Source organism: Vibrio stylophorae, from assembly GCF_921293875.1.
GTDB classification, from domain to species: Bacteria; Pseudomonadota; Gammaproteobacteria; order Enterobacterales; family Vibrionaceae; genus Vibrio_A; species Vibrio_A stylophorae.
Genome location: NZ_CAKLDI010000001.1, coordinates 1,832,094 through 1,855,821, shown reverse-complemented (window position 1 = coordinate 1,855,821; position 23,728 = coordinate 1,832,094). Strand labels below are relative to the sequence as shown.

General features: G+C 48.3%; 16 protein-coding genes, 1 tRNA gene and 1 pseudogene. 11 read left to right on the top strand and 7 right to left on the bottom strand.

The genetic code is table 11. From position 1 onward, the window contains the following. Positions 1-96: 96 nt before the first annotated feature. Positions 97-1,059, top strand: coding sequence for an OmpA family protein (locus tag L9P36_RS08490; protein WP_237466270.1), 963 nt, complete (start codon positions 97-99; stop codon positions 1,057-1,059). Positions 1,060-1,139: 80 nt separating this feature from the next. On the opposite strand, the gene L9P36_RS08485 is transcribed toward L9P36_RS08490, so the two are convergent. After that, positions 1,140-1,973, bottom strand: coding sequence for a DUF2989 domain-containing protein (locus tag L9P36_RS08485; RefSeq protein WP_237466269.1), 834 nt, complete (start codon positions 1,971-1,973; stop codon positions 1,140-1,142). 120 nt (positions 1,974-2,093) lie between these two features. Between L9P36_RS08485 and L9P36_RS08480 the strand changes: the two genes are divergently transcribed. Continuing rightward, entirely contained in the window at positions 2,094-2,396 is a 303-nt protein-coding gene (locus L9P36_RS08480) for a DUF1315 family protein (protein ID WP_237466268.1), read from the top strand. A 61-nt stretch (positions 2,397-2,457) separates the two neighbouring features. On the opposite strand, the gene ansA is transcribed toward L9P36_RS08480, so the two are convergent. Next, on the bottom strand, positions 2,458-3,474 hold the full coding sequence (gene ansA / locus L9P36_RS08475) for an asparaginase (protein ID WP_237466267.1): 1,017 nt from the start codon (positions 3,472-3,474) through the stop codon (positions 2,458-2,460). 101 nt (positions 3,475-3,575) lie between these two features. Next, positions 3,576-5,408 (bottom strand): signal peptide peptidase SppA, encoded by a 1,833-nt coding sequence (gene sppA / locus L9P36_RS08470; RefSeq protein WP_237466266.1) that lies wholly within the window; start codon positions 5,406-5,408, stop codon positions 3,576-3,578. Between the two features lie 278 nt (positions 5,409-5,686). Here sppA and L9P36_RS08465 point away from each other — a divergent pair, with 278 nt between their 5' ends. Next, on the top strand, positions 5,687-7,732 hold the full coding sequence (locus L9P36_RS08465; RefSeq protein WP_237466265.1) for a DNA topoisomerase III: 2,046 nt from the start codon (positions 5,687-5,689) through the stop codon (positions 7,730-7,732). Here L9P36_RS08465 and L9P36_RS08460 read toward each other — a convergent pair. The 4 genes from L9P36_RS08460 to L9P36_RS08445 form a co-directional block, all read right to left on the bottom strand. Then, positions 7,725-9,356, bottom strand: a complete 1,632-nt coding sequence (locus tag L9P36_RS08460; protein ID WP_237466264.1) for a sensor domain-containing diguanylate cyclase — start codon at positions 9,354-9,356, stop codon at positions 7,725-7,727. The genes L9P36_RS08465 and L9P36_RS08460 overlap by 8 nt on opposite strands. Before the next feature lie 281 nt (positions 9,357-9,637). After that, positions 9,638-11,266, bottom strand: a complete 1,629-nt coding sequence (locus tag L9P36_RS08455; RefSeq protein WP_237466263.1) for a sensor domain-containing diguanylate cyclase — start codon at positions 11,264-11,266, stop codon at positions 9,638-9,640. 176 nt (positions 11,267-11,442) lie between these two features. Beyond that, entirely contained in the window at positions 11,443-12,789 is a 1,347-nt protein-coding gene (locus L9P36_RS08450) for an anti-phage deoxyguanosine triphosphatase (protein ID WP_237466262.1), read from the bottom strand. A gap of 173 nt (positions 12,790-12,962) precedes the next feature. Next, complete coding sequence (locus tag L9P36_RS08445; protein ID WP_237466261.1) at positions 12,963-14,177, bottom strand: pyridoxal phosphate-dependent aminotransferase; 1,215 nt, start codon at positions 14,175-14,177, stop codon at positions 12,963-12,965. Positions 14,178-14,445: 268 nt separating this feature from the next. Here L9P36_RS08445 and L9P36_RS08440 point away from each other — a divergent pair, with 268 nt between their 5' ends. From L9P36_RS08440 to L9P36_RS08405, 8 genes and pseudogenes are all read left to right on the top strand, one after another. Further along, complete coding sequence (locus tag L9P36_RS08440; RefSeq protein WP_435532775.1) at positions 14,446-15,747, top strand: isochorismate synthase; 1,302 nt, start codon at positions 14,446-14,448, stop codon at positions 15,745-15,747. 2 nt (positions 15,748-15,749) lie between these two features. Beyond that, entirely contained in the window at positions 15,750-17,495 is a 1,746-nt protein-coding gene (gene menD, locus L9P36_RS08435) for a 2-succinyl-5-enolpyruvyl-6-hydroxy-3-cyclohexene-1-carboxylic-acid synthase (protein WP_237466259.1), read from the top strand. Between the two features lie 10 nt (positions 17,496-17,505). After that, positions 17,506-18,324, top strand: a complete 819-nt coding sequence (gene menH, locus L9P36_RS08430; RefSeq protein ID WP_237466258.1) for a 2-succinyl-6-hydroxy-2,4-cyclohexadiene-1-carboxylate synthase — start codon at positions 17,506-17,508, stop codon at positions 18,322-18,324. A 4-nt stretch (positions 18,325-18,328) separates the two neighbouring features. Continuing rightward, positions 18,329-19,195, top strand: a complete 867-nt coding sequence (menB, locus tag L9P36_RS08425) for a 1,4-dihydroxy-2-naphthoyl-CoA synthase (protein ID WP_237466257.1) — start codon at positions 18,329-18,331, stop codon at positions 19,193-19,195. 236 nt (positions 19,196-19,431) lie between these two features. Next, the gene (menC, locus tag L9P36_RS08420) at positions 19,432-20,409 is read left to right on the top strand and encodes an o-succinylbenzoate synthase (RefSeq protein ID WP_237466256.1); all 978 of its coding nucleotides are present in this window, start codon (positions 19,432-19,434) and stop codon (positions 20,407-20,409) included. Then, the gene (gene menE, locus L9P36_RS08415) at positions 20,397-21,869 is read left to right on the top strand and encodes an o-succinylbenzoate--CoA ligase (RefSeq protein ID WP_237466255.1); all 1,473 of its coding nucleotides are present in this window, start codon (positions 20,397-20,399) and stop codon (positions 21,867-21,869) included. The genes menC and menE overlap by 13 nt, the downstream gene beginning before the upstream one ends. A 134-nt stretch (positions 21,870-22,003) precedes the next feature. Then, positions 22,004-22,091, top strand: a tRNA-Ser gene (locus L9P36_RS08410). Between the two features lie 314 nt (positions 22,092-22,405). Further along, positions 22,406-23,637, top strand: a pseudogene (locus L9P36_RS08405) (tyrosine-type recombinase/integrase). Positions 23,638-23,728 lie beyond the last annotated feature (91 nt).

Here is a 23,728-nt window from a genome sequence, read left to right as displayed (position 1 = left end):
TTTCGTGTGTAAGTTTTTTGTCAATTAAATGTCACTGAACTATTACTTTGTATGCACGACTTTTGTTGCACAACAAAACGCACGAGGCATATATAAATGAATAAATTAGCAGCAGTGGTATCCGCAGCACTTTTTGGTGTCGTTGCGGTTCCGGCATCCGCCGATTTTTATCTTGGTGGTAAGGCCGGAGGAACCTGGTTAGATGACTCATGTTCAGATTCTAGTTTCTGTAATGATGATGATTTTGGCGCAGGTGGTTTTGCCGGTTATGGCTTCAATGATTATGTTGGCTTAGAACTTGGCTACGATTTCTTTGGCACTTTTCAATCCAGCTTTCCTGGGGGGAATGTCAATGACAGTCTTCATGCGATTACACTAGCTCCCAAATTCACTTGGAAATTTAATCCTAATTGGGGCTTGTATGGCAAGGTGGGCGGTGCCTATGTTGACCATGGTCCAATTGAAGATTTCACATACATGGGCGCTGTCGGTCTTGAATTCGATTCATTGGAACAGTGGTCTGTGCGTTTTGAATATCAATCCATTCCTGATATTGATGATAATGTAGCTGACAGTTTGGGTGCGAACTTCTTTAGCTTAGGTATCGCATATCACTTCGGTCGTGATAAGCCAGTGGTTGTGCCACCGCCACCGCCACCGCCACCAGAGCCAGTCATTATGACCAAGAGCTTTGAGCAGGTGCACGGTGTTGGCTTGTTTGAACTCAATAGCGCGAAATTAAGCGCGTCGAGCGAATCTGCGCTGGCTGATCTTGTTGAGTTAATGAACACCTATCCACAAGCGAAAGTTCAAATTGTTGGTTACACCGATAGTTCTGGTAAGGCAAGCTACAACCAGAAGCTTTCTGAAAAACGAGCGATGGCCGTTTCTGACTATCTAGAAAGTCGCGGGATTAGCAGTGATCGTATCTCAGCTCGTGGTGAAGGTGAAAATAACCCAATCGCAGACAATGGTACAAAAGAGGGACGGATGAAAAATCGTCGCGTTGAAATCACTGTGCCGGAGTTTGAGTATGAAGAAGTGGTGATGCCGCAATAGCATACGCCATCATGAATGTTCAAAAGGCCGCTTTGCGGCCTTTTTTGTGGTTTTTTTAGCATTGTAGATAACCCGCAACACTATTCGCTGAATGCTGCATTTTCAGATGAAGGAATTGGCACCATTTGGCTTCGGTAGCGTCCCTCTTTAAGTGCGTCCGTGACTTGGTCCGCTTGGTGTTTGAGTAGAGTGCGATGATCCGCATTCATGGGATAAAGCAGTGTTAACTGTTTTTCTGAGGCGATTGCGACACCATAATGCTGTGCAACTAAGCTCCAAATATAGGCATTATCTTTATATCCAGAGCGATGAGATACAGTTGCCAGCGCAGAAAGAAGCTCAGGGTTGACTGTGTCACCTGCTTGGTAAAGGCTGAGTCCATAGGACAGTATCTTGAGGGTATGTTCAAGATCGCGCTCGATGTAATAACTTGCTAACTTGAGTTGTAGATCTGGCGTGTTCATCACCGTTTGCCCTTCAAGGGCTAAAAATTGCTCAAGTGCTTGATAACTCCCTTTACCCCAAAAATAATACAGAACATCAGGGTTTGAGGAAGATGCGAGCTCTTGTTCAAGCCGCAGAATCTCATCTTGCGCAAACATGGCGGCATCTGCGCGCAATGTTTTTCTCTCTTTCAGTTCAGTTGGCTCAATTCGCGCTGCGAGTGTTAAGCAGTCATAATAATGTTGGGCTTGCGTCAGAAGTTTGAATTTTTGTGCGTCGCTGGCATCTTTTTCGACTTCATATTTTTGCCAAATAAAACGTGTTCGTTGCACGCGGCACTGACCATCGCCTTTATTGGTGCCTTGGCAAAGGTAAGGTTTGTCTTCGCATAATTCTGTAGTTGAGGTGTGTCGATCCCAGCAACCGCTAAGGAGTAGGACAAGTGCAAGGGGAGTAAACAGGCGACGCATTCTGAATCCATGCCAATCGAATATAGCGCTATTGTATCGATTGCTAGATAGAAGATAAGGTATTGGACGTGATTTCGTGAGCTCACAAGCGATTTCAATGGGAAAAAGGAGGTTCGAACAATGACGTTGGATGATATTGCAGCAAAGGCACGCACCCTGAGTGAAGAACATTATCAAGCGCTTTGTTATGTGATTGAAACAGGCCGCTGGCCAGATGGCGAAGCATTATCAATAACGCAGCGCGATCAAGCGATACAGCTGATGATGTGTTATCAATCGATTCACCCTAATAATGCACATATGACTATTAATCAAAGCGGGCAAATTGAGCATAAATCAAAAGCGGACCTAAAGCGTGAGTGGGCACAAAAAACATGGCTTGCCGAGCAAATTGACAGTATTGATAACTCGAACCCGTGTTAATAAAAACGGCAGCCCAAAAGGCTGCCGTTTTTATTATATGCTTATTTTCGCGATGCTGGCATCAATTGGCGACTAGCTCGCCGCGTAAGTCTTGCTGCATTAATTGGCGCACTTGCTCCACATCAATGGGTTGGCTGAGTAAATAGTGCAACTTAGCGAGTGCTGCCTCAGGGGTCATATCATGACCGCTAATCACACCGGCATCAGCAAGCGCACAACCTGTCGCGTAGCCACCCATATTTACACGGCCAGAGAAACATTGGGTCAGATTGACCACCACCACGCCACGAGATGATGCTTCGGTGAGTAGTTCTAAAAGCTCTTGATTTTGCGGCGCATTCCCTACACCGAAGGTGAGAAGAACCAAGGCATTGACTGGTTGGCGAAGGAAATTGCGAATCACTTCAGCAGAGATGCCAGGATAAAGCATCACCATGCCCACAGGTTGCGGGGTGATTTGGTGCAAAATTAAATCGCCTGCAGGTTTTTTGTTAATTTCCGTACCGCGCTGAAGCTGAATTTGAATACCCGCTTCGAGTAAGGGCGCCATATTGGGCGCATCAAAGGCATCAAATCCATCGGCGTGTGCTTTGGTGCTGCGATTGCCACGAAAGAGTTTATTGTTGAAAAACAAGGTCACTTCGTTGATTGGGTAGTTGGCGGCAATATGCAGCGCATTGAGTAAGTTGCTTTGGCCATCGGAGCGCAACTCACCAATTGGAATTTGTGAGCCTGTGATAATGATCGGCTTGTCGAGGTTTTCAAACATAAAGGATAGCGATGAAGCGGTATACGCCATGGTATCCGTGCCATGAAGGATGACAAAACCATCATATTGGTCATAGTGTGCGTAAATATCATTGGCGATACGTTGCCAATCTTGCGGCGTCATATCAGAAGAATCGATGAGCGGGGCGTATTCATGCAAGGTGAAACGAGGCATATCAGGACGATGAAACTCTGGCATATCGGCCAGCTGTTTCTCCATATAGCCTGCACGAGGGACATAACCGTGGTCAGAGCGGACCATGCCAATGGTGCCACCTGTATAGGCGATGTAGATATGTTTTCGTTCCATAACAGCAAATCGATCAAGCAAATTGTGGCGGCATTATACGTGGCTGACGCGTGAAAAAAAGCCCAGTCACCGCTGGGCTCGATATTTTATTTTGCGAAGTCTTAAAATTGTAGACAGTTTAAGCAGAGTGCATATTGTCCTTTAGGATCATTGAATGTTGATAATTGATTGAAATCCTTCACGACTTGCTGTGCTGTACTAGCAAATGGGGCAGGCAAACTGCGGCTCATGATTTGATTGATGTCGATGCCAGTTGTTGCTTGCAGCCCAAGCATAAAACTTTCAAACGTTGATAGTGGCGGTTGCACCCAAGTTGGCACTGGATGCTCGACACCAGCAATGATAGCAGCGCTGTGAATGGCATCATCAAAATCGCCAAGTTCATCAATGAGCCCTAGTTTGAGCGCATCTTGTCCAGTCCATACACGTCCTTGCGCAGCTGCTTGTACTTGCTTGCGTGTGAGCTGGCGATGATGAATGACTAAATCAATAAATTGCTGATAGCCATGCTCCACGCCCAGTTGGATAAATTCGTTGACCTCAGGGGTGAGCTCTCGCGCTGGGCTCATACCGGCAAATGCTGTGGTGCCGAGACCATCGCTATAGATCCCTATATTTTTCAGCGCATCTTCAAAGCTTAAGAAAAGGCCAAAAATACCAATAGAGCCAGTGATGGTAGTCGGCTGGGCAATGATTTTATCGGCACTCACTGAAACCCAATAGCCACCAGATGCTGCCATGCTCGACATGGAGGCAATCACTGGTTTGCCGCTACTGCGCAATGCGTCGACTTCAACGCGAATAGCTTCTGAGGCATAAGCGCTGCCACCTGGGCTATTTACACGTAAAACCACAGCTTTAATATCATCATTATTTCTGGCCTCACGGAGCAATGAGGCGATGGTTGCACCGCCAACTTCTGTTGGCGTGGATAAACCATCAACGATGGGGCCATCAATGGTGACGATGCCAATATTGCCATGGTTGAGATAGCCTTCTTGTGGCTGAATTTGTTGATGATAGGCGTAAAAATCGAGCGCTTCACTATCCGTAAAACGAGTGTGAATCCGTTCATCAAACTGCGGACGATTTAAGCGCTGGTCAATGAGTTTGTACTCAACATTGAGCTGCGCCATATTGCCATTGGCACGGCGTAAATCTGCAAGTAGTTTGTCGATATTTGGTGAGATTTTTTCTACTGTGGTGCCGCGGTTTTCTGCAACATCAGCAAGATAGGTACCCCATAGTTGATTCAACAGCGCGGAGCTAGCTTCTTTTGCTTCAACGGACATATCATCGCGAAGGAAAGGCTCTACAGCACTTTTATAGGTTCCGACTCGGAAGATATGAGGATGAATATCTAAGCGCTCAAGCAGCGATTTATAGTATAAGCCGTAGCTGCTAAATCCCTGCAGCATCACGCTGCCATAGGGTGCCATATAGACTTCATCAGCAAAGGATGCCAAGTAATATTGGCCTTGGCTGTAGTGCTCGCCATAAACGATGACAGGTTTTTTATGCGCTTTAAACTCCTCAATCGCTTTCGCCACATAGCGAAGTTTGGTGAGGCTGGTGGGTTCTAGCTCATTGAGATTGAGCACCATACCCTGAATGCGATCATCGGTTGCTGCATGGCGAATGGTCTGCACAATTTCATACAGTGTAAGCTGGCTTTGCCATTCTCCGGACAATAGACGAGAAGCTTCACCAAAGGGGTCGCCTTGCGTACGCTGATCAAGGAGTGGGCCGGAGAGCTCAACTTGAAGATAAGCTTTTTCTGGCAAGGTAACACTGGGTTCATCACTGGAGATCGCGACAAAAATCAAAGCGACGAGCGTGAAAAACACAACGTTGATCAGAAGCAATCGAATAAAGTTGATGGTCTTCCATAGGTAACGAAAGAAAGCACCGATCCATCGAATAAGCGTGCGCATAATTTATCCTAGCGGTTGGCAATCAAGGGATAGCAAAAAAACGAATTTGCTATCAGAACAATAAGCATCAAATTTCATTAATATATTCCACAGTTTAGCTCTTTTTTTAATGGCTCAGTACTAATTTTATCGGTTGCACTGACAGGGTGCGTCAGGCATCAATTTTGTGTGAGCGAGTAGGGATTAAAACCGCAGGAAAGGGCGCAGTTGTAAAATTTTATTGGCAAATTGCGATGAATAAATTACTGTTGTTTTATACAGTTTTTATTGAGCCTCCTATGTCGCTTCTATATATCGCAGAAAAGCCCAGCCTTGCGCGCGCAATTGCGCTTGTTTTGCCAAAACCACATAAAAATCATCAAGGTTATATTGAGGTTGGCAATGGCGATCGGGTGACTTGGTGTGTTGGGCATCTGTTAGAGCAGGCGATGCCTGAGCAATATGATGAACGATATAAAAAATGGCAGCTGCAAGATTTACCGATTATGCCAGCGCAGTGGCAGTTGGTGGTCAAAAAAGGAACCCGCCAGCAACTAACGGTGATTCGCCAGTTGTTAAAAGAAGCCACGCAAATTATTCATGCGGGAGACCCTGATCGGGAAGGGCAGCTACTGGTCGATGAAGTACTGAGTTATTGCCGCTTAAGTCAGCAGAAAAAACAGCAAGCGCAGCGTTTGCTGATTAGCGATTTAAATCCCAGCGCAGTGCGCCAAGCTTTGACTAAACTGCGTTCTAACCAAGAATTTGTTCCGCTTTCTGTATCCGCATTGGCGCGTAGCCGTGCGGATTGGCTATACGGGATGAATATGAGCCGCGCTTACACCTTATTGGGGCAGCAATTTGCATATCGCGGGGTGTTGTCGGTGGGGCGCGTACAAACCCCCGTTCTGGGTTTGGTGGTGCGCCGCGATTTAGAACGCGCTCATTTTCAACCCGTCGATTATTTCCAGGTCGATGCGCTGATTGATTGCGATACGCAGCAGGTCAAAGCGCGCTGGCAACCCAGTGAAGCTTGCGCGCGATGGCAAGATGCTGCAGGTCATGTGCTGTCGCGCCAACTGGCAGAAAATGTGTGTCAGCGTATTCAAGGGCAAATGGCAACGGTGCAAGATTGCCAAGATAAAACCTCTAAACAGGCGGTTCCTTTACCCTACTCCTTATCTGCGCTGCAAATTGATGCAGCTAAACGTTATCAAATGAGCGCGGCAGATGTGCTTTCGATTTGTCAGCAGCTTTATGAAAAGCATCAAGTGATCACCTATCCGCGTTCTGATTGTCGATATTTACCGCAAAGCCACTGGCCGATGCGCCAGCAAGTGTGTTCAGCTATCAGTGGGCATGCGACTGATTTACAACAGTTGGTCCATGTTGCTGATCTCGATGTGAAAAGTCGCGCTTGGCAAGATAGTAAAGTGGGGGCGCACCACGCGATCATTCCCACAGCCAAAGTAGCCGTGAACTTAAATGGGCAAGAGCAAAAAATATATCAGCTGGTAGCACGGCAATATTTAATGCAGTTTTTTCCTGCGGCGACCTTTGCTGAGCGGCGTTTAGATTTCAACATCAGTGGTGGTTTGTTTGTTGCCAAAGCCAAGGTTCAAGTCGATCCGGGGTGGCGACAATGTTTACTGCGCGCGAGTCATCAGCCTTCGCAAGTAGTAGATGAAGGTGAAGTTACCGTTGATTTGCCTAAGTTGAGCATCGGCGCGCAGTATCCTTGCATCGATCAGCAATTGCAGAGCCTACAAACCGAGCCTCCAGCTGCCTTTACGGATGCTTCAATTTTACAAGCGATGACAGGGATCGCTCGCTTTGTGCAAGATCCACTATTAAAAGCCGTGCTGCGTGAAACGGATGGCTTAGGAACAGAAGCAACACGGGCATCGATTTTACAAACATTATTTGACCGCCAACTGTTACTTAAAGAGGGTAAGCAGATTCACGCTAGTCCTGCAGGACACGCCTTGATTGCCGCACTGCCTGAGTGGGCGAGTTTTCCTGATATGACCGCCAAATGGGAGCAGCAGCTGCAACTCATGACAGAAAAGCAGGTCAGCTATCAGCAATTTATGGGGCAACTGACCGAGCAGGTGAGTGAGATGATGGCGCAAGTGAAACAAGCACCTGCGCCAGAGGCTTTGAAACAGTTAGCGCAGTTGATGCCGGACTCAGGAAAGCGCTGGTCAAAAAATGGGCGAAAAGGCAATCAAAATGGCCGATATTCAGGCGCAAAATCGAAAAGCGCCAAAGCAAAAACAACAAAGGCCGCTGGCACTCGTAAAAAGGTGGTCAGTTCAGTGAGTAGGGCAAAACGCGTTAGCTGACAGCGATCGCCTCACCTGCAAAATAGTATTGCGAACGGCCTTGTGATTTTGCTTCATACAAGGCTTTATCGGCTTGGCCAAAAAGCTCACCACGTGCCATGCCGACATTAGGGATGATGCTGGCACCGCCAATACTAACAGTGACTATTTTCTGATTAAGATTGGGTGCGTGCGGTAATTGCAATTTGGCCACAGTGGTCATAATGCGCTTAGCGATCACTTCGGCCTCCGCTTGCTCAGTATTTGGCAATAAATAGATAAACTCTTCACCACCATAGCGGGCAAATAGCGCGCCAGCGCGTCGTTCACATTGCTGAATGGATTGTGCGAGCTGACGTAAACAGCGGTCGCCCGCGCTATGGCCAAAGTGATCGTTATAGCGCTTGAAATGATCAACATCGATAATCAGCAAAGACAGTGGCTGATGATGGCGCATTGCGCGGTGCCACTCATTGTGAAAGGTATAATCAAAGACGCGGCGATTGGCGACGCTGGTGAGCGCATCTTCTTGAGATAAGCGTTCTAGCTCAGCGTTGACTTGCTCTAGTGCCTGGGTGCGCTCAGTGACCCGCTGCTCAAGTTTTTGGTTGAGTGTGAGGAGATCTTCTTCCGCGCGGCGGCGAATTAAGTGTTGTGAAATGGTTGATGCAAATTGCTTAAGTAGTTGCTTATGGTAGCTTTGCAGTGGCATTCCCGTCAGCAAATTATCGGCTGCAATCCAGCCCACTGGGGTATCACCATCCCATAGTGAGATAACCGCATTCCATCCGGTGCCTACCTTTTTGAAGTCATGCCAAAGCGGCACATTGTCTTCAATCGCAATATATTGATGTTTGTTTAATGCCGTGCGCAGCATTAAATTATCAGGGATCTCGGTTAAAAAGGCATGCTCAGAGACCAAATTACCCTGCATATCCGTGCCGTAGGTGCCTTGCATTTTATTATCGCCATCGAGCAAAAAGATCGCTAAGCGATCGACCATCAAGCGTTCTTTGCCCATCTCCACCGCATATTTGAGCATCTCATCCAAACTATTGCATTTCCATAGTTGAAAGGAGATATCGTGTAGAGCTTGAAGCTGATCAAGCAAGATGCGTTGTTCCTGCTGGCTTTGCCACAGGGCTTGTTCGGCGCTGCGTGTTTGCTGCTGTGTATGGCTCACGTGATAAACGTAGTTACGAGCTTCAAGTTCTGCGGCCAGCAAAGAAGTCAGCAGACGCAGTGGTTTGCTGCAAAACTGATACTGGTTTTGAACATCCAGTACCAACAAGCCAATCAGTCGGTTGCGGCGCAATAGCGGCAAAATAATCCGAGTGTCCGTATTTTGCAGTGTTAAACGGTATTCTTTGCGTGAACGCAGACAAGGGCTGATGTGGTGAAATGGCACACAGAGGTTGTTATCAAAAGGCTTGGGTTGCATGTAGAAATGAATATTGCCCTCATTCATTTCGGTGATCACCGACCACGTATTTTCATGAACAATAAATAAACCAATATAGCGATAGGACAAATGCTCGCTGAGGCTGCGACAAATAATTTCGCATACAGTGCTTAGGCTGTGGGCTTCACTTAGTTGGCGCGAGATTCGTTCGTGAAATAAACGAATCAGATCCACATCACTCATTGTTCCTATCCCTTGGCAGCTAAATGCGATTCACTGTGCTAAATACGGTGAGTCTACGATTTTATTTTTTCTTGTGAAAAAAATCTTTTGATATCACTCACATAATGCCTGAAAACCAAAAGTTCGGCCAGCGATGAGCAGGAAATTATGCTCTATTTCACACCTTGGTGATCGAGGTTGAATAGCATAAAGTTCATTTGATATTGCATCTTGAAAGATAATTCGGCTGAGAGGCCTCACTCAAGTCGTGCACCTGTTTATATATTTGCGCTAAAAAGACACTATCGCAGCAAAATGCGCTCAGTTTTAATTGGATTTTTTTGCGGCGAATAAAATAGCACCTGATCACGGCCATTGTTTTTCGCGTTATAGAGCGCTTCGTCAGCCATTTTAATCATCAGCTCTCGATCAAAATTTGGCTCAGGGATCAGGGTGGCAATACCACCAGATAAAGTAAGGTGGCTGGTAATAGGGGATGCATAGTGCGCGATGTTTAGGCGCTGCACCTCATGGAGTAATTGATCGCTAAATGTTTTAGCTTCAGTACGATTGTGCTGCGGCATGAGAATAATGAACTCCTCACCACCGTAACGAAATAGTTGCACACCGCGGCGCTGGCAAACCCCATCGATTTTCTGTGATAGTTTTTTCAAGCATTCGTCGCCCGCCGCATGACCATAAAAATCGTTGTAATTTTTAAAGTGGTCAATATCAAAAATGAGTAGCGAGAGGGAGTGCTGCAGCGTGAGTGCTTGCTGCCAAGCTTGCTCAAAACGTTTACCAAAACAGCGACGGTTAGCAATGCGGGTGAGGGGATCTTCGTTGGACAATCGCTCCAGCACGCGGTTAGAGTCCTCAAGCTCACATGTGCGCTCTTGAATGTGCTGTTCAAGGGTGGCATTGAGGCTCTTTTGGTGCTCTTCAGCTTCTTTGTAGCGTAAATGCTGAGACACCATGGCGCTATAGAGTTTCAGTAGCTGCGTTAGCTGCGGCTGAACCGGTGTGCCTGTCAGCAGGTTATCAAGAGCGATCCACCCTAATTGCCGGTCGTTGTGCCAAAGTGCAACAAAGGCATTCCAACCCGTTCCCACTTTGACCCCATCATGGAAGAGGTTGGTGTTATCGCGAATGCTAATGAAATCGTTGTCCTTGATGCTTTGTTGAAACCAAAGATCTGGCAGTGGCCCTTTGAAATAGTGCTCATCGGTAATATTGCCGTCGATATCGGTGCCGTAAGTGCCTTGCATTTCGGTTTTATCGGCATTGAGCAAGAAAATTGCGATGCGATCGAGCTGCAACAGTTCACGACCTAAAAACACGCTACGATAGAGCAGCTCATCGACACTTTTCGCCTTCCATAGGTGATCGGAGAGCTCATGCAGGGCATTCATCTGCTCAAGTAAAATCTGCTGATTGTGATGCTGCTCAGCCACCATACGCTCGGTGGTTTTGCGGGTCAGTTCATGATCGATCATATCTTCAAATAACTGACGCGCTTCGAGCTCTAGGGCTGCAATGCGACTAATAATGGCAAGCTCATGGTTGCAAAAACCATCCAATTGGTTGCTATCGATCATCACATAACCAAAATTTTGCTGATGACGGGTGAGCGGTAGAATGACTTGGCCTGAATTGGGATGCTGTGGGTCATCATCGTCGTGGTAGAAGGCGATTTCGTCGGCTTCATAGGCGCATTCTGTGGGTCGTGCCGGTGAATAATAGCGAATGCCTGCGCGGTCAAATTTAGCCAGTTCATTGAGCTGTCCGGCTTCATCTCGAATCAGAATGGATACGTAGTTGACGTTGTATTTATAAGCCAAGCTGCGACAAAAAATTTCGCAGACGGTTTGCATATCGTAAGCACGATTCAGACTGGTCGACAGTTGTTCGTAGAACGGTGCGGTAGGCATATAGATATCAGTCGAAATGAAGTTGATACCGTTACTTTACTGTGATGGTGTCATAGCGGCTATCGACGTAGCATAAAATACTGTTTTAAATCACGTTTATTTGGCTTTTTTTGCACCAATTGCGACCTTGTGCCTGTTTTATCAAGGTTGCATGTGGCTTTATTGGAAATGAAAGTTTAGAAATGAAAGTTAGGCATGGAGTCAGGGCTGAATAATTGCTGGTAAAGATGCTGCGCATAGCCATCGGTCATACCGGCAATATAATCACAAATGACGCGATAACCTGAATCACCTGCTTCTTGGGCTTGTTGCCAACGCTGTTTGGTATTTTGTGGTAATAGACGTAGTGGGTCGGCACTGAGTGCATCAAAGAGCGCCATCACCAATTGTTGGCCCTTGTATTCAATCAGCTGGTTTTCATGGCGCTGAATCACATAGCTAGAGACAAACTGCTTGAGCGTATCGAGCAAGGTTTGCATCGGTGCTGAAAGCTTGGCAGTGGTCGCCAAAAGAGGATGGTCAAAGGCGTTGATTGCGGGTGTCTGACAAAGACGAATATCAGTGATTAATCCATTGACGATGGCGCCAATGGCATCTTTACGCTCAAAATGTCGCTCTGAAAAAAGCTGGTCGGTAAGCGAGCTTAAATGCTGCACAAACCAAGGATCCTCTAAGTCTGCCAATTTGGGCATCACCGCAGATTGCCACTGACTGCGATGGACAATGCCCATCACGATTGCATCTTCTAAATCATGGACCCCGTAGGCGATGTCATCGGCAAGCTCCATGATTGCGCAATCAAGGGATTTAAACTGCGTTTTCTCCGGTTTGTAAGTATCACCTTCATGTGCGCGAAAGGTGCAAAATTGCTGTTGATCAGCGTCGCTAAAGGGGCTGAGCACCCAAGTAAATTGGCTTTGGTCTTGATCGTAAATACCCTTTGCAGGTAGCCAGCGTTCGGCTTGGAGGCGGCGAAAATGATCGACAGGCTCAGGTTGCTGTTTGGCTGCGGCCCTTGAGATGAGGGTTGGGTATTTAATTAGTCCCAATAAGGTGCGCCGCGTGAGGTTCATGCCATGGTGCTCGGTATAGGGCTCCAACTTGGTCACAATACGAAAAGTTTGTGCGTTGCCCTCAAAGCCGCCGTGATCGCGCATCATATAGTTCAGCGCGGTTTCTCCGCCATGACCAAAAGGTGGATGGCCGATATCGTGCGCTAAGCACAGGCTTTCAATTAAGCTAAAACTTGGCAGTAGCTCGGCTTGCTCGGGATGCTTGAGCCGTAATGTGTTGACGATACCTGTACCAATTTGCGCCGTTTCAATGGAGTGGGTGAGGCGGGTTCGAAAAAAATCGCCAGCGCCAACGCCATGAATTTGGGTTTTTGCTTGTAAGCGGCGAAAGGCGGCGGAGTGGAGAATTCTCGCACGGTCGCGCGCAAAAGGGCTGCGTTGATCGTTGCGACGCTGTTTTTGCTCTTGGCTAAGACGCTGGGCAAAAAGCTGATTATCGATACAGGTCATGGCCAGACTCCTTGAAATACCGCATGAACTCCAATTAGTTATACCCATCTTGCTGAATTAGGCAAGTGTCATTCGAGGTGGTTGATTTTGGCTGCATAAAATATGTGAGCGCTATAAACAACAAGAGCGCCGAAGCGCTCTTGTGATCACAGCATGTGTTATTGACGCGTATTTTATTGACGATAGGTATGCAAAAAGCGCTCTAAGCGGCCAATGGCCGTTTCAAGGAGATCCACTGAAGGCAAGGTCACGATGCGGAAGTGATCCGGCGCATGCCAGTTAAAGCCAGTGCCTTGCACGAGCAGTACTTTCTCTTGTAGCAGGAAGTCATGAACAAATTTCACATCGTTGTGAATATTGAACTTTTTGATATCCAATTTCGGGAATACATAAAGTGCGCCCTGTGGTTTGACACAAGAGACCCCTGGAATTTGGTTCAGCAACTCTACGGTTTTATTGCGCTGCTCAAGCAAGCGACCGCCCGGTAAAATCAGCTCATTAATGCTTTGATAACCGCCGAGCGCTGTTTGTACTGCGTGTTGCATCGGCACGTTGGCGCACAAACGCATGGATGCAAGCAAATTGAGCCCTTCAATATATTCGCGAGCATTGCGCGTTGGACCTGAGACAAACATCCAGCCAGAGCGGAAACCACAAACGCGATAGGCTTTTGATAGGCCGTTAAAGGTCACGGTCAGCACATCATCAGACAAGGTGCAAAGTGAGGTGTGCGTGGCACCATCGTACAAAATCTTATCGTAGATCTCGTCTGCAAAGATGATGAGGTTATTTTGGCGTGCAATTTCCACGATCTCTAAAAGAAAATCACGGCTGTAGACAGCGCCTGTTGGGTTATTGGGGTTAATCAGCACAATCCCTTTGGTATTTTTGCTGATTTTTGCCTTGATATCATCAAGGTCGGGATACCAATTGGCTTGCTCATCACAAATGTAGTGTACCGCTTTACCACCGGCTAGGTTCACCGCTGCAGTCCATAGCGGGTAATCTGGCGCAGGAACCAGCATTTCATCACCTGCGTTGAGCAGTGCTTGCATCGCCATAACGATGAGCTCAGAGGCACCATTACCGATATAGACATCTTCAACATCAAGGCTGCGAAGCCCCAATTTTTGATAGTGCTGCACCACAGCTTTGCGCGCTGAGTAAATCCCTTTGGAATCGCAATAGCCTTGTGAGGTTGGCAAATTACGAATCACGTCCACCAAAATTTCATCCGGGGCATCAAAACCAAATGGGGCGGGGTTACCAATATTGAGCTTGATGATTTGATTGCCTTCATCCTCAAGGCGTTTTGCTTCCTTAAGAACAGGTCCGCGAATGTCATAGCAGACATTGTTTAATTTGGATGACATTGGAATGTTGTGCATGAGAGGTTCCTGTAATCTGAACGCTGGGGCGCGTCCGTTTTTATTCCCCAGATTGTCTTTGAACACGTTACACGAAGTCTTTAAATTAGCAATATAGCAGAGTGTTAAGGTCGTAAAAAAAGTACGAATTTTCCGCAGTTGACAGTGGCGCTGTGGGGGAAAGTTGCGGCCCATTTTCCTCGTTGTTAGAAACTGGGGTAAGATAGGGCGTTTTTTGAGAAACGCTCGACTTCATAAGTGGCCGAGAATTGACAATATCATAAGGTCTATCACTGTGTTGTATTCAGCCCTTGAGTCCTTGAATTGCGAACTGCAACATCTTTGTGATGATGCGCGCCTTCAATCGCCACGCCAATTGGCTCGCTCACTACAGCTAGCCGATGATTTTGATGCGATTGAATGGCTTGCCGCGCAGCCCGTTTTTCCTAAATTTTATTGGCAATCGCGTGATGGTGCCGAGGAGATCGTTGCACTCGGCGCACTGGCCAAATACACCAGTCCTGAACAGGCGCAAGCCGCATTAATTGCACCGCAGCGCATTTGGGGCGGTTTGCCTTTTGATGCGCATGAGAATGCTCAGCAAGGTTTCTTTTTCCTACCCGCGGTTGAACTCTGTCGATTTGGTGAGTCTTGGCAGTTATTGGTCAATCTGAACGAGCAACCTGCGCTATCGCTAGAGTTGCTTTCGCAGCTTAATGATCGCCGCGAACTGATGCCGCTTCGCGCCAAACGCGTTGCGATGTCTCATGCGCCACAACAGCCACAATGGCAGGCGCAGGTCACCCAAGCCTTGGATGCCATTGCCCAAGGGTCATTGGCCAAAGTGGTACTGGCGCGTAAAACGCAGGTGCAATTGTCTGAGCCTGTACGTCCCGCGCAAATTATTCAAGCCAGCCGACGCGCCAACCCCAATAGCATTCACTTTATGCTGGCGCTTGATCTGAGCCATGGTTTTATTGGCTCGACCCCAGAGCGGCTTTTTATGCGCCGTGATCACACGCTTTATACTGAAGCTTTGGCCGGAACCATTGGCCGAGGCGATAACGCCGAGCAAGACAGCGAGCTGGCAAGTTGGCTGCTCAATGACGCAAAAAATATCTATGAAAATCAGCTGGTGGTGGATGATATCGCGGCCAGCCTTGAAGATGCTGTGGATGAATTTCATGTGGCGTCTTCCCCTAGCTTGGTGCGCCTTGCCAAGGTGCAACATCTCAAGCGCCCAATTACGGCGCAGTGTCATGCCAATATCTGTGATGCCAATTTACTTTCCCGCCTTCATCCGACCGCCGCAGTGGCTGGGTTGCCTCGTGCACAAGCCAAAGCGTTTATCGCTGAGCATGAGCCTTTTACTCGGGGCTGGTATAGCGGTGCTGTGGGCTATTTGAGCGCCGCGCGTAGCGAATTTTGCGTTGCCATTCGCAGCGCCCAAATTTGTGACAACACCGTAGAGCTTTATGCGGGCGCCGGCATTGTGCCGGGCTCAGATGCCGACAGTGAATGGCAAGAATTAGAACGAAAAACGGCAACTTTATTACGACTTTTTGCTGATGCCTCAGTAAGCAAGGAATAACCATGAAACAAGCTGTAATCAACCGAATTTGGGCACAACTACTTCTCGAAGAGTGTGTGCGAAATGGGGTTCATCATGTCTGTATTGCGCCGGGCTCTCGCTCGACGCCGCTGACCATGGCAGCCTATGATTTGGCGCAAGCGCAGCGCATAACCATTCATACCCATTTTGATGAGCGTGGTTTGGGATTTTTAGCCTTGGGTCTGGCCAAAGCCAGTGCAACACCGGTTGCTGTGATTGTCACCTCGGGGACGGCAGTGGCCAATTTAATGCCCGCGGTATGTGAGGCCAAACTAACGGGCGAGCCCTTGTTATTGTTGACCGCCGATCGTCCTGCCGAACTCATTGACTGCGGCGCCAATCAAGCCATTGTGCAAACCGATCTATTTCAAAGCCAAGTTTGTCATCGCGCACTACTGCCAACGGCCAATGAGCAAATTGCGCCGCAGTGGTTACTAAGTGAAGTGGACAAGGCCATGGCAGCGCAGCGCCAGCAGGGTGGTGCAGTGCATTTAAACTGCCCCTTTGCCGAGCCGCTTTATTGCAATGATGGTCTGTGGCAGCAGCAGCGTGCTGAGCGCCGTGAATATTTAACACCCATCGACCCATGGCTCGATGATGAAACCCGTGCACTTTACATTGAGCACCAATGTGAGCGTAAGGTGATTTGGTCTGAATCGCTCAAAGCGCGTTGGCAACAAGCCAGTGGCCAGCGTGGGGTGATGGTGCTGGGGCAAATATCTCCGGCACAAGCTAAAGCCGCCACGGCACTCGCTGAACAATTGGGTTGGCCTGTGCTGGCGGATGTACAAGCCAATACCAGTTCAGAGTGGCATAGTTTCGATGCTTGGTTACCACTGAGTCAAAATGAGTTGTTGCTCAATAAGGCGGAAGTGGTGGTGCAGTGCGGCGCGCGTTTGGTTTCTAAAAATTTGATGCAGTGGATTGCGATGCAGCCATGGCAAAGTCAGTGGCGACTCACTTCGCAATCAGGTCAGCTTGATCCAGATCATTTGCCGGGCGTGCATCTGATTGGTGATATCGACGTTCAGCTACAAATCATGCAGCAACAAGCCCGTGCTAATGGTGGCAGTGGCTGGGCGGATAGCCTAAAAGAGCAGGCGCAGTTGGTGCAGCAAAATCTACCTTGGCAGCAAGGTCGCTGTGATGAGTTGATGCTCGCCGCAGAGCTTTGCCAGCATCTACCTGAAGATTGTGATTTATTTATCGGCAATAGCCTGATGGTGCGTTTACTCGACAAAGTGGGGCAAGTGCAGGCCAAAGGTGAGGGACAAGTCTTTACCAATCGCGGTGCATCGGGTATCGATGGCCTGATTGCCACGGCCACTGGGGTACAGCGCGCACGCCAAAAGCCAATGTGTTTAATCCTTGGCGATACTTCAATGCTTTATGATCTGAACTCACTGGCTTTGTTGAAACAGGTGAGTGCACCGCTGTTGGTGTTGGTGACCAATAATGATGGCGGCGCGATTTTTGATCTCCTTCCGGTGGATATCGATGCCAAAGAGCAGCTTTATCAAATGCCCCATGGTCTTCATTTTGAGTTTGCTGCGCGTATGTTCCAGCTGGGCTATCAAAGTTTTGAGCTTAGAAGTGAGCTTGCCGAGCTCTTTGAAAAAGCCATGAGCCGTCAACAAACGCTGATTGCTGAGCTGCAAACTGCGCCGCAAAGTGCAGTGCGCGCCATCAATTCATTGAACCAGCGCCTTGCGGGTGACGAGCTGTAACGGAGACGATATGAGTAAAGCGCCTCGCCTTGCTTGCGAAGTTTTTGGTAATCATCTCAATCAGCGCCCGGTATTGGTGCTGATCCATGGTTTTCTCGGCTCAAGCCACGACTGGCATCGCACCATTGAGCATTTACCAGTCAATCAGCCGGTATTGGCGATTGATTTACCGGGTCATGGTCGCTCGCCGTTGCTCGACCCCAATGATGCCGAAGCCCGCTGGGATATGGCGCAGATTTGTGATGCCATTAAACGCACTATTAACTATTGTGGGGTGCGTGAATATTGGCTGGTGGGTTATTCGCTTGGCGCGCGATTGGCCATGCAATATGCCGTTCGCAGCCAAAGCCAAGACGCGGGACTGCTTGGGGTGATGCTTGAAGCCGGTCATCCTGGTTTAACGGAGAGTGCTGAGCGACCCGCGCGTTGGCATCACGATCAAGCGTGGGCACATCGATTTGAGTCAGAGCCATTGGCGCAAGTGCTGGATGATTGGTATCAGCAAGGGGTATTTGCATCGCTCAATCGCCGCCAGCGTGGTAAGCTCATCGCCCTGCGCGCCGAGAATCATGGTCCGTCATTGGCGATGATGATGCGACAATGCTCGCTTGCTAAACAGCCAGACTGGCGTTTGCACTGGCCAAGCGATCTCAAGACTCATTATTTGGTGGGCGCGCAAGATGATAAATTTATGGCTTTGGCGCAGCAGCTCGCACAGCAGTCAGGCTGGCATTGCCACACCATTGCCAAAGCCGGCCATAACACACATCAGCAGCAGCCCCGAGCATTTGCTGCGCGCATGATGCAAATTTTGAATCAAGTGGAATAAAACCATGGCAAAGACCGTAGGAAGAACTGAAGCGGAGCTCTATGCTCCGGTCAACTGGCAAGATTGTTCAGCACAGTTTGAAGATATTCTTTATCACAAGAGTGACGATGGCATTGCCAAAATCACCATCAACCGTCCAGAAGTCCGTAACGCTTTTCGCCCACAAACGGTCAATGAGATGATTCAAGCGCTCAATGACGCTCGCTATGATGCCAAAGTTGGGGTTATTGTCCTGACCGGCCAAGGCGAACATGCTTTTTGTTCTGGCGGCGATCAGAAAATTCGTGGTGATTACGGCGGCTATCGCGATGATGAAGGCACGCATCACCTCAATGTGTTGGACTTCCAACGCCAAATTCGTACCTGTCCAAAACCTGTGATCGCAGCTGTGGCTGGTTACGCTGTGGGTGGTGGTCATGTGCTGCACATGATGTGTGATTTGACTATCGCTGCGGATAACGCGCAATTTGGGCAAACTGGCCCGAAAGTGGGCTCTTTTGATGGTGGTTGGGGCGCATCCTATATGGCGCGCATTGTCGGTCAAAAGAAAGCGCGTGAAATTTGGTTCCTATGCCGTTTTTACGATGCACAAGAAGCCTTGGATATGGGCCTTGTGAATCATGTCGTGCCCTACGCGGAGCTTGAGCGTGAAACCATTCGTTGGTGTCGCGAAGTCTTGCAACACAGCCCGATGGCACTTCGCTGCTTAAAAGCGGCGCTTAACGCCGATTGTGACGGTCAAGCGGGCTTACAAGAGCTTGCTGGCAACGCCACCATGATGTTCTACATGACAGAAGAGGGGCAAGAAGGGCGTAATGCCTTTAATGAAAAACGTCGCCCTGATTTTGATAAGTACCCACGCAACCCATAAGTTGGGGTTTGCGCTGAGACATTTCATCGGCACGATTTGTTAATTGACGCGATTTGTCAATGGAAGTGACTTGTCAGCCGAATGAAATGCGATAAGTCGCATCGCTAATCAATCGCTGCGAATGGCAACAAACCGCTATGGATTGGGTGATGCGCTTATTTGAGCCTTCGTGTTACCGCGTGCTTTTTTATGATGCGTTTTTTCCATGTGTTTTTTCATTTGAATAGGGAATCACAATGCGCCAAGCAATGTTACAGCGCTATAGCCTAGAGATGGACTCCGGCGTTATTTTACGCCAGCAGCGCCTCAGTCAGCGCGATGGTTTGATTGTGACCTTAACTGTCAATGGATTCACAGGGCAGGGGGAAATCGCCCCGTTACCAAGCTTTAGTGAAGAAACGCTGGCACAGGCGCAAGCGCAGGCGATTGAGGTGCTCAGTCATTGGCAGGAAACCGGTCAATGGCCTGATGATTGGGACGCACTATATCCATCGGTGGCATTTGGTTTGTCCATGGCGCAAATGGAGTTAGATGGCGCGTTGCAGCCAGAAGGGAACTATGCCTGTGCACCTTTATGTAGCGGTGATCCTGATGTACTGATTGCCCGTCTTGGGCAAACAGGACAGCGCGTCGCCAAAATGAAAGTCGGCCTTTATGAAGCGATTCGTGATGGCATGATCGCCAATCTGATGCTTGAAGCGGTTCCAGAACTGCAATTGCGTATGGATGCTAACAGAGCCTGGTTACCAGCCAAAGCGGCGCAATTTGCTAAATATATTGCACCAGAGCTGCGCGCACGCATCGATTTTATTGAAGAGCCCTGTCGCACGCCGGAACAAAGCCTTGCTTTTGCTGAAATTCATGGCATCGCGATCGCCTGGGATGAGTCGGTTCGTGAGCCGAATTTTACCGTGCAGGCGAATCCTTGGGTTCGCGCTATCATTATAAAACCAACCTTAATTGGTTCCGTATCGCGCGTAATTTCATTGATACAACAAGCGCATACAGCAGGGATGCAGGCTGTGCTCAGCGCCAGTTTAGAGTCGAGTTTGGGACTCACACAACTGGCTCGCTTGGCCGCACAGTTCACACCCATGACCGTCCCTGGTCTGGATACATTACAACTATTTCGACAGCAATTAGGCCGAGCTTGGCCTGAATCTTCGCTGCCTTTACAAGATTTATCGTTACAAGAGGTGATATGGCAACGCTAATTCCAACCTATCGTGATCGTTTTGCACAGTGGCCGTGGGCGCACTGGGCGGCGCGTCGTCATGGTGAAGTGGCTCTTCAAGTCGGTGAGCATAACTACACCTGGCAACAGGTCCATGAAATGGTGGAGTGCTATAGCCATGGGCTCATGACGCAAGGCATTGGTCGCGATGCATTGGTTGCATCACTGTGTCACAACTGTGAGTCACAATTTTGGTTAGCTTTAGCAACCATGCGTATTGGTGCGCGTTTTATTGCACTTAATCCGCGTTTTAGTGATGCTGAAGTGCGTCATCATTTGGCGCAATTGAAAATTCGCCACCTTTGGCAGCCTGAGGGTGAAAATCGCGAATTCGTTGGTGTGACTCCCATTACGCTGGCTGAGTGCCCAGTCAAAACGGCGCAATCACCAATTCCAGTGACTTGGCAGTTAAGCCGTCCGGTGACTTTGGTGCTGACCTCAGGCTCAACCGGGAAACCGAAAGCGGCAGTGCATAGCATCGAAAATCATTTGGCGAGTGCGGCTGGTTTGGTTTCAGCACTGCCTTTTGAAAAAGAGGATAGCTGGCTGCTTTCGTTGCCGCTTTATCATGTGTCTGGCATGGCAATCATTTGGCGTTGGCTGCTCAAAGGCGCATGTTTGGTTATCCCAGATAGCCGCGATGTGCTCTCGGAATTGACGCGCGTGACGCACGCTTCATTGGTACCCACTCAGCTCAAGCAAGTGGTGGCGAATCCACCGCAAACGCAAACGCTCAAGCATGTGCTGCTTGGTGGCGCCGCGATCTCCACAGATTTGACCACGCAAGCTGAAGCCTTGGGCATTGCCTGTTGGGTCGGCTATGGTATGACCGAGATGGCATCAACCGTGACCCTAAAGCGTGCCGATGGCAGCCCAAGCGTTGGACGCGTGTTACCATTTCGTGAGCTACAACTGTTTAATGGCACTGTCTTTGTGCGCGGCGCAACCTTGTGCTTAGGCTATTATCGCCATGGTGTGATTTTCCCTGCGATTAATCCGCAAGGGTGGTTTGCCTCACGTGATCTCGCAGAAGAAGACGATGGTGAAATCACCATTCGCGGACGCTTGGATAATATGTTTATCTCAGGTGGTGAGAATATTCAGCCAGAAGAGATTGAAGAGCTATTAAATCAGCACCCAGAAGTGCGCCAATCCTTTGTTCTTCCCATTGTGCATGATCTCTATGGAAAGCGTCCGGTGGCCGTGGTTCAGGTGGATGGTGACGTTGAGACACTTTGCTTGCAGCAGTGGCTCACCGACAAGCTACCAAGCTTTAAGATCCCAGATGCCGTATACCGCTTGCCAAGTAGCCTTGCCAAAGCCAGCGTCAAGGTTTCGCGCGCGAAATTGCAAGAATGGCTCAATGAGCAAAATGGCGAACGCCTGCAGCCGCTCAATGAAGTTTTGCCATCTGCTGTGAGCGATCCAGCGACAAAATAACCATCTTGCGCTGAAAATCATCGGCCTGTTGGCAATTTAGGCAGTTGAATCAGGAATTTCAGAAAAAGGCTTGACCCATTCCAGCCAAGCCTTTAAATTAGCGCCTCGTTACGACGAGTGCGTAACCACAATATGGTGAGGTGTCCGAGTGGCTGAAGGAGCACGCCTGGAAAGTGTGTATACGGCAACGTATCGGGGGTTCGAATCCCCCCCTCACCGCCATATTCAAGTTTAAAGACGTCCATGGGCGTCTTTTTTCTTGCCTGAACTTCAGATAAATCAAGAATTTATCGTCCGCACAAGTCCATCCTGATTCGCTCAAAGCCACTGCCAAAAGTAATACCATAGGTAATACCAAAGCTAAACCTTTGCTGTTCCTATTACTTTTGAGTCCACGCAATGCCCAATGCAGACCCAGTTCTAGCCAAAATCAAAATCCGCCAACACGCTGAAAATAAAGCGTTAAATCGTCAAAAGTAATACCAGTTTTGGCGTGTGGTTTAGGCATGGTTTTGGTATTACTTTTGGCGTCAAAAATGGCCAAAAATCTTACGACCAAAGAAGTCCAACTCGCCAAGGGAAAAGATAAATTATATCGACTCTCAGATGGTGGGAACTTGTACCTCTGTGTTCGTTCCAATCATTCAAAATCATGGCAGTTTCGTTATAAACGACCTGGCCTTGATAAGATCACATATCTTTCATTTGGCACCTATCCTGATCTATCGCTTGCTAAGGCGCGTGATAAGGCGCAGGAATGTCGTCGGTTGCTTGCAGAAGGCATTGTTCCACAGCTGTTACGCGCAGAGAAGAATGCTCAGATGATGCAGGATCAAAATGCCACATTTCGAGCAGTCGCTGAGCAATGGCGGGAAACCACAGTTGGTCAAATCAAAGAAAAAACACTACATGGCAATTGGCGAAAACTACAGCTATACGCTTTTCCTAAGTTAGGGCTCGTACCGGTTTCTAAGTTAACTGCACCAATGGCCATTGCTGCATTGCGCCCAACAGAAAAGCAGGGATTACCTGAAACCGTCAAGCGCACCGCTCAGTTGATGAATGAAATCATGAATTATGCGGTGAACAGTGGTTTGATTAACGCCAACCCGCTGTCAGGTATCCGTGATGTTTTTAGAAAGCATCAGGTCGTCCATATGAAGGCATTAAAACCAGATCAGATAGGAGAGCTTGTTAGTACTGTTGCGACAGCGAATATACAGCTTGTGACGCGATTTCTGATCGAGTGGCAGCTTCATACGATGGTGAGACCCAATGAGGCTTCAGGGGCTCGATGGGAGGAGATCGACTGGGAGGATCGTATTTGGTTTATCCCAGCGGAGCGGATGAAAATGAACAGAGGTCATGCGATTCCTTTGACCCAGCAGACGTTGGCTATCCTTGAGGCCATAAAGCCAATCAGTGGCCATCGCGAATATATTTTCCCGTCAAGTCGCAATCCTAGAGTGCCCACAGATTCAGAAACTGCTAATAAGGCATTGAGCCGAATGGGATTTAAAGATCGCACGACAGCACATGGTCTACGTTCGCTTGCGAGTACCACATAAATGAACAAGGGTTTGATCCTGATGTGATTGAGGCGGCATTAGCGTACACGGACAAAAATCATATACGTAAGGCGTATAACCGTACAGACTATCTTGATCGTCGCCGTGAATTGATGCAGTGGAGGAGTGAACATATCGAAAATGCAAGTTTTGGTAGTTACAGTGTCTCTTATCTAAATAATATAAAAGCCGCTAATTAGCGGATTTTATATTAGAAATGTTTTTTGGCGATAGTGTTCAATCGAAGTTTTTTTGATTGCAAAATCGACTGGATACTTAATAGTTTAATTT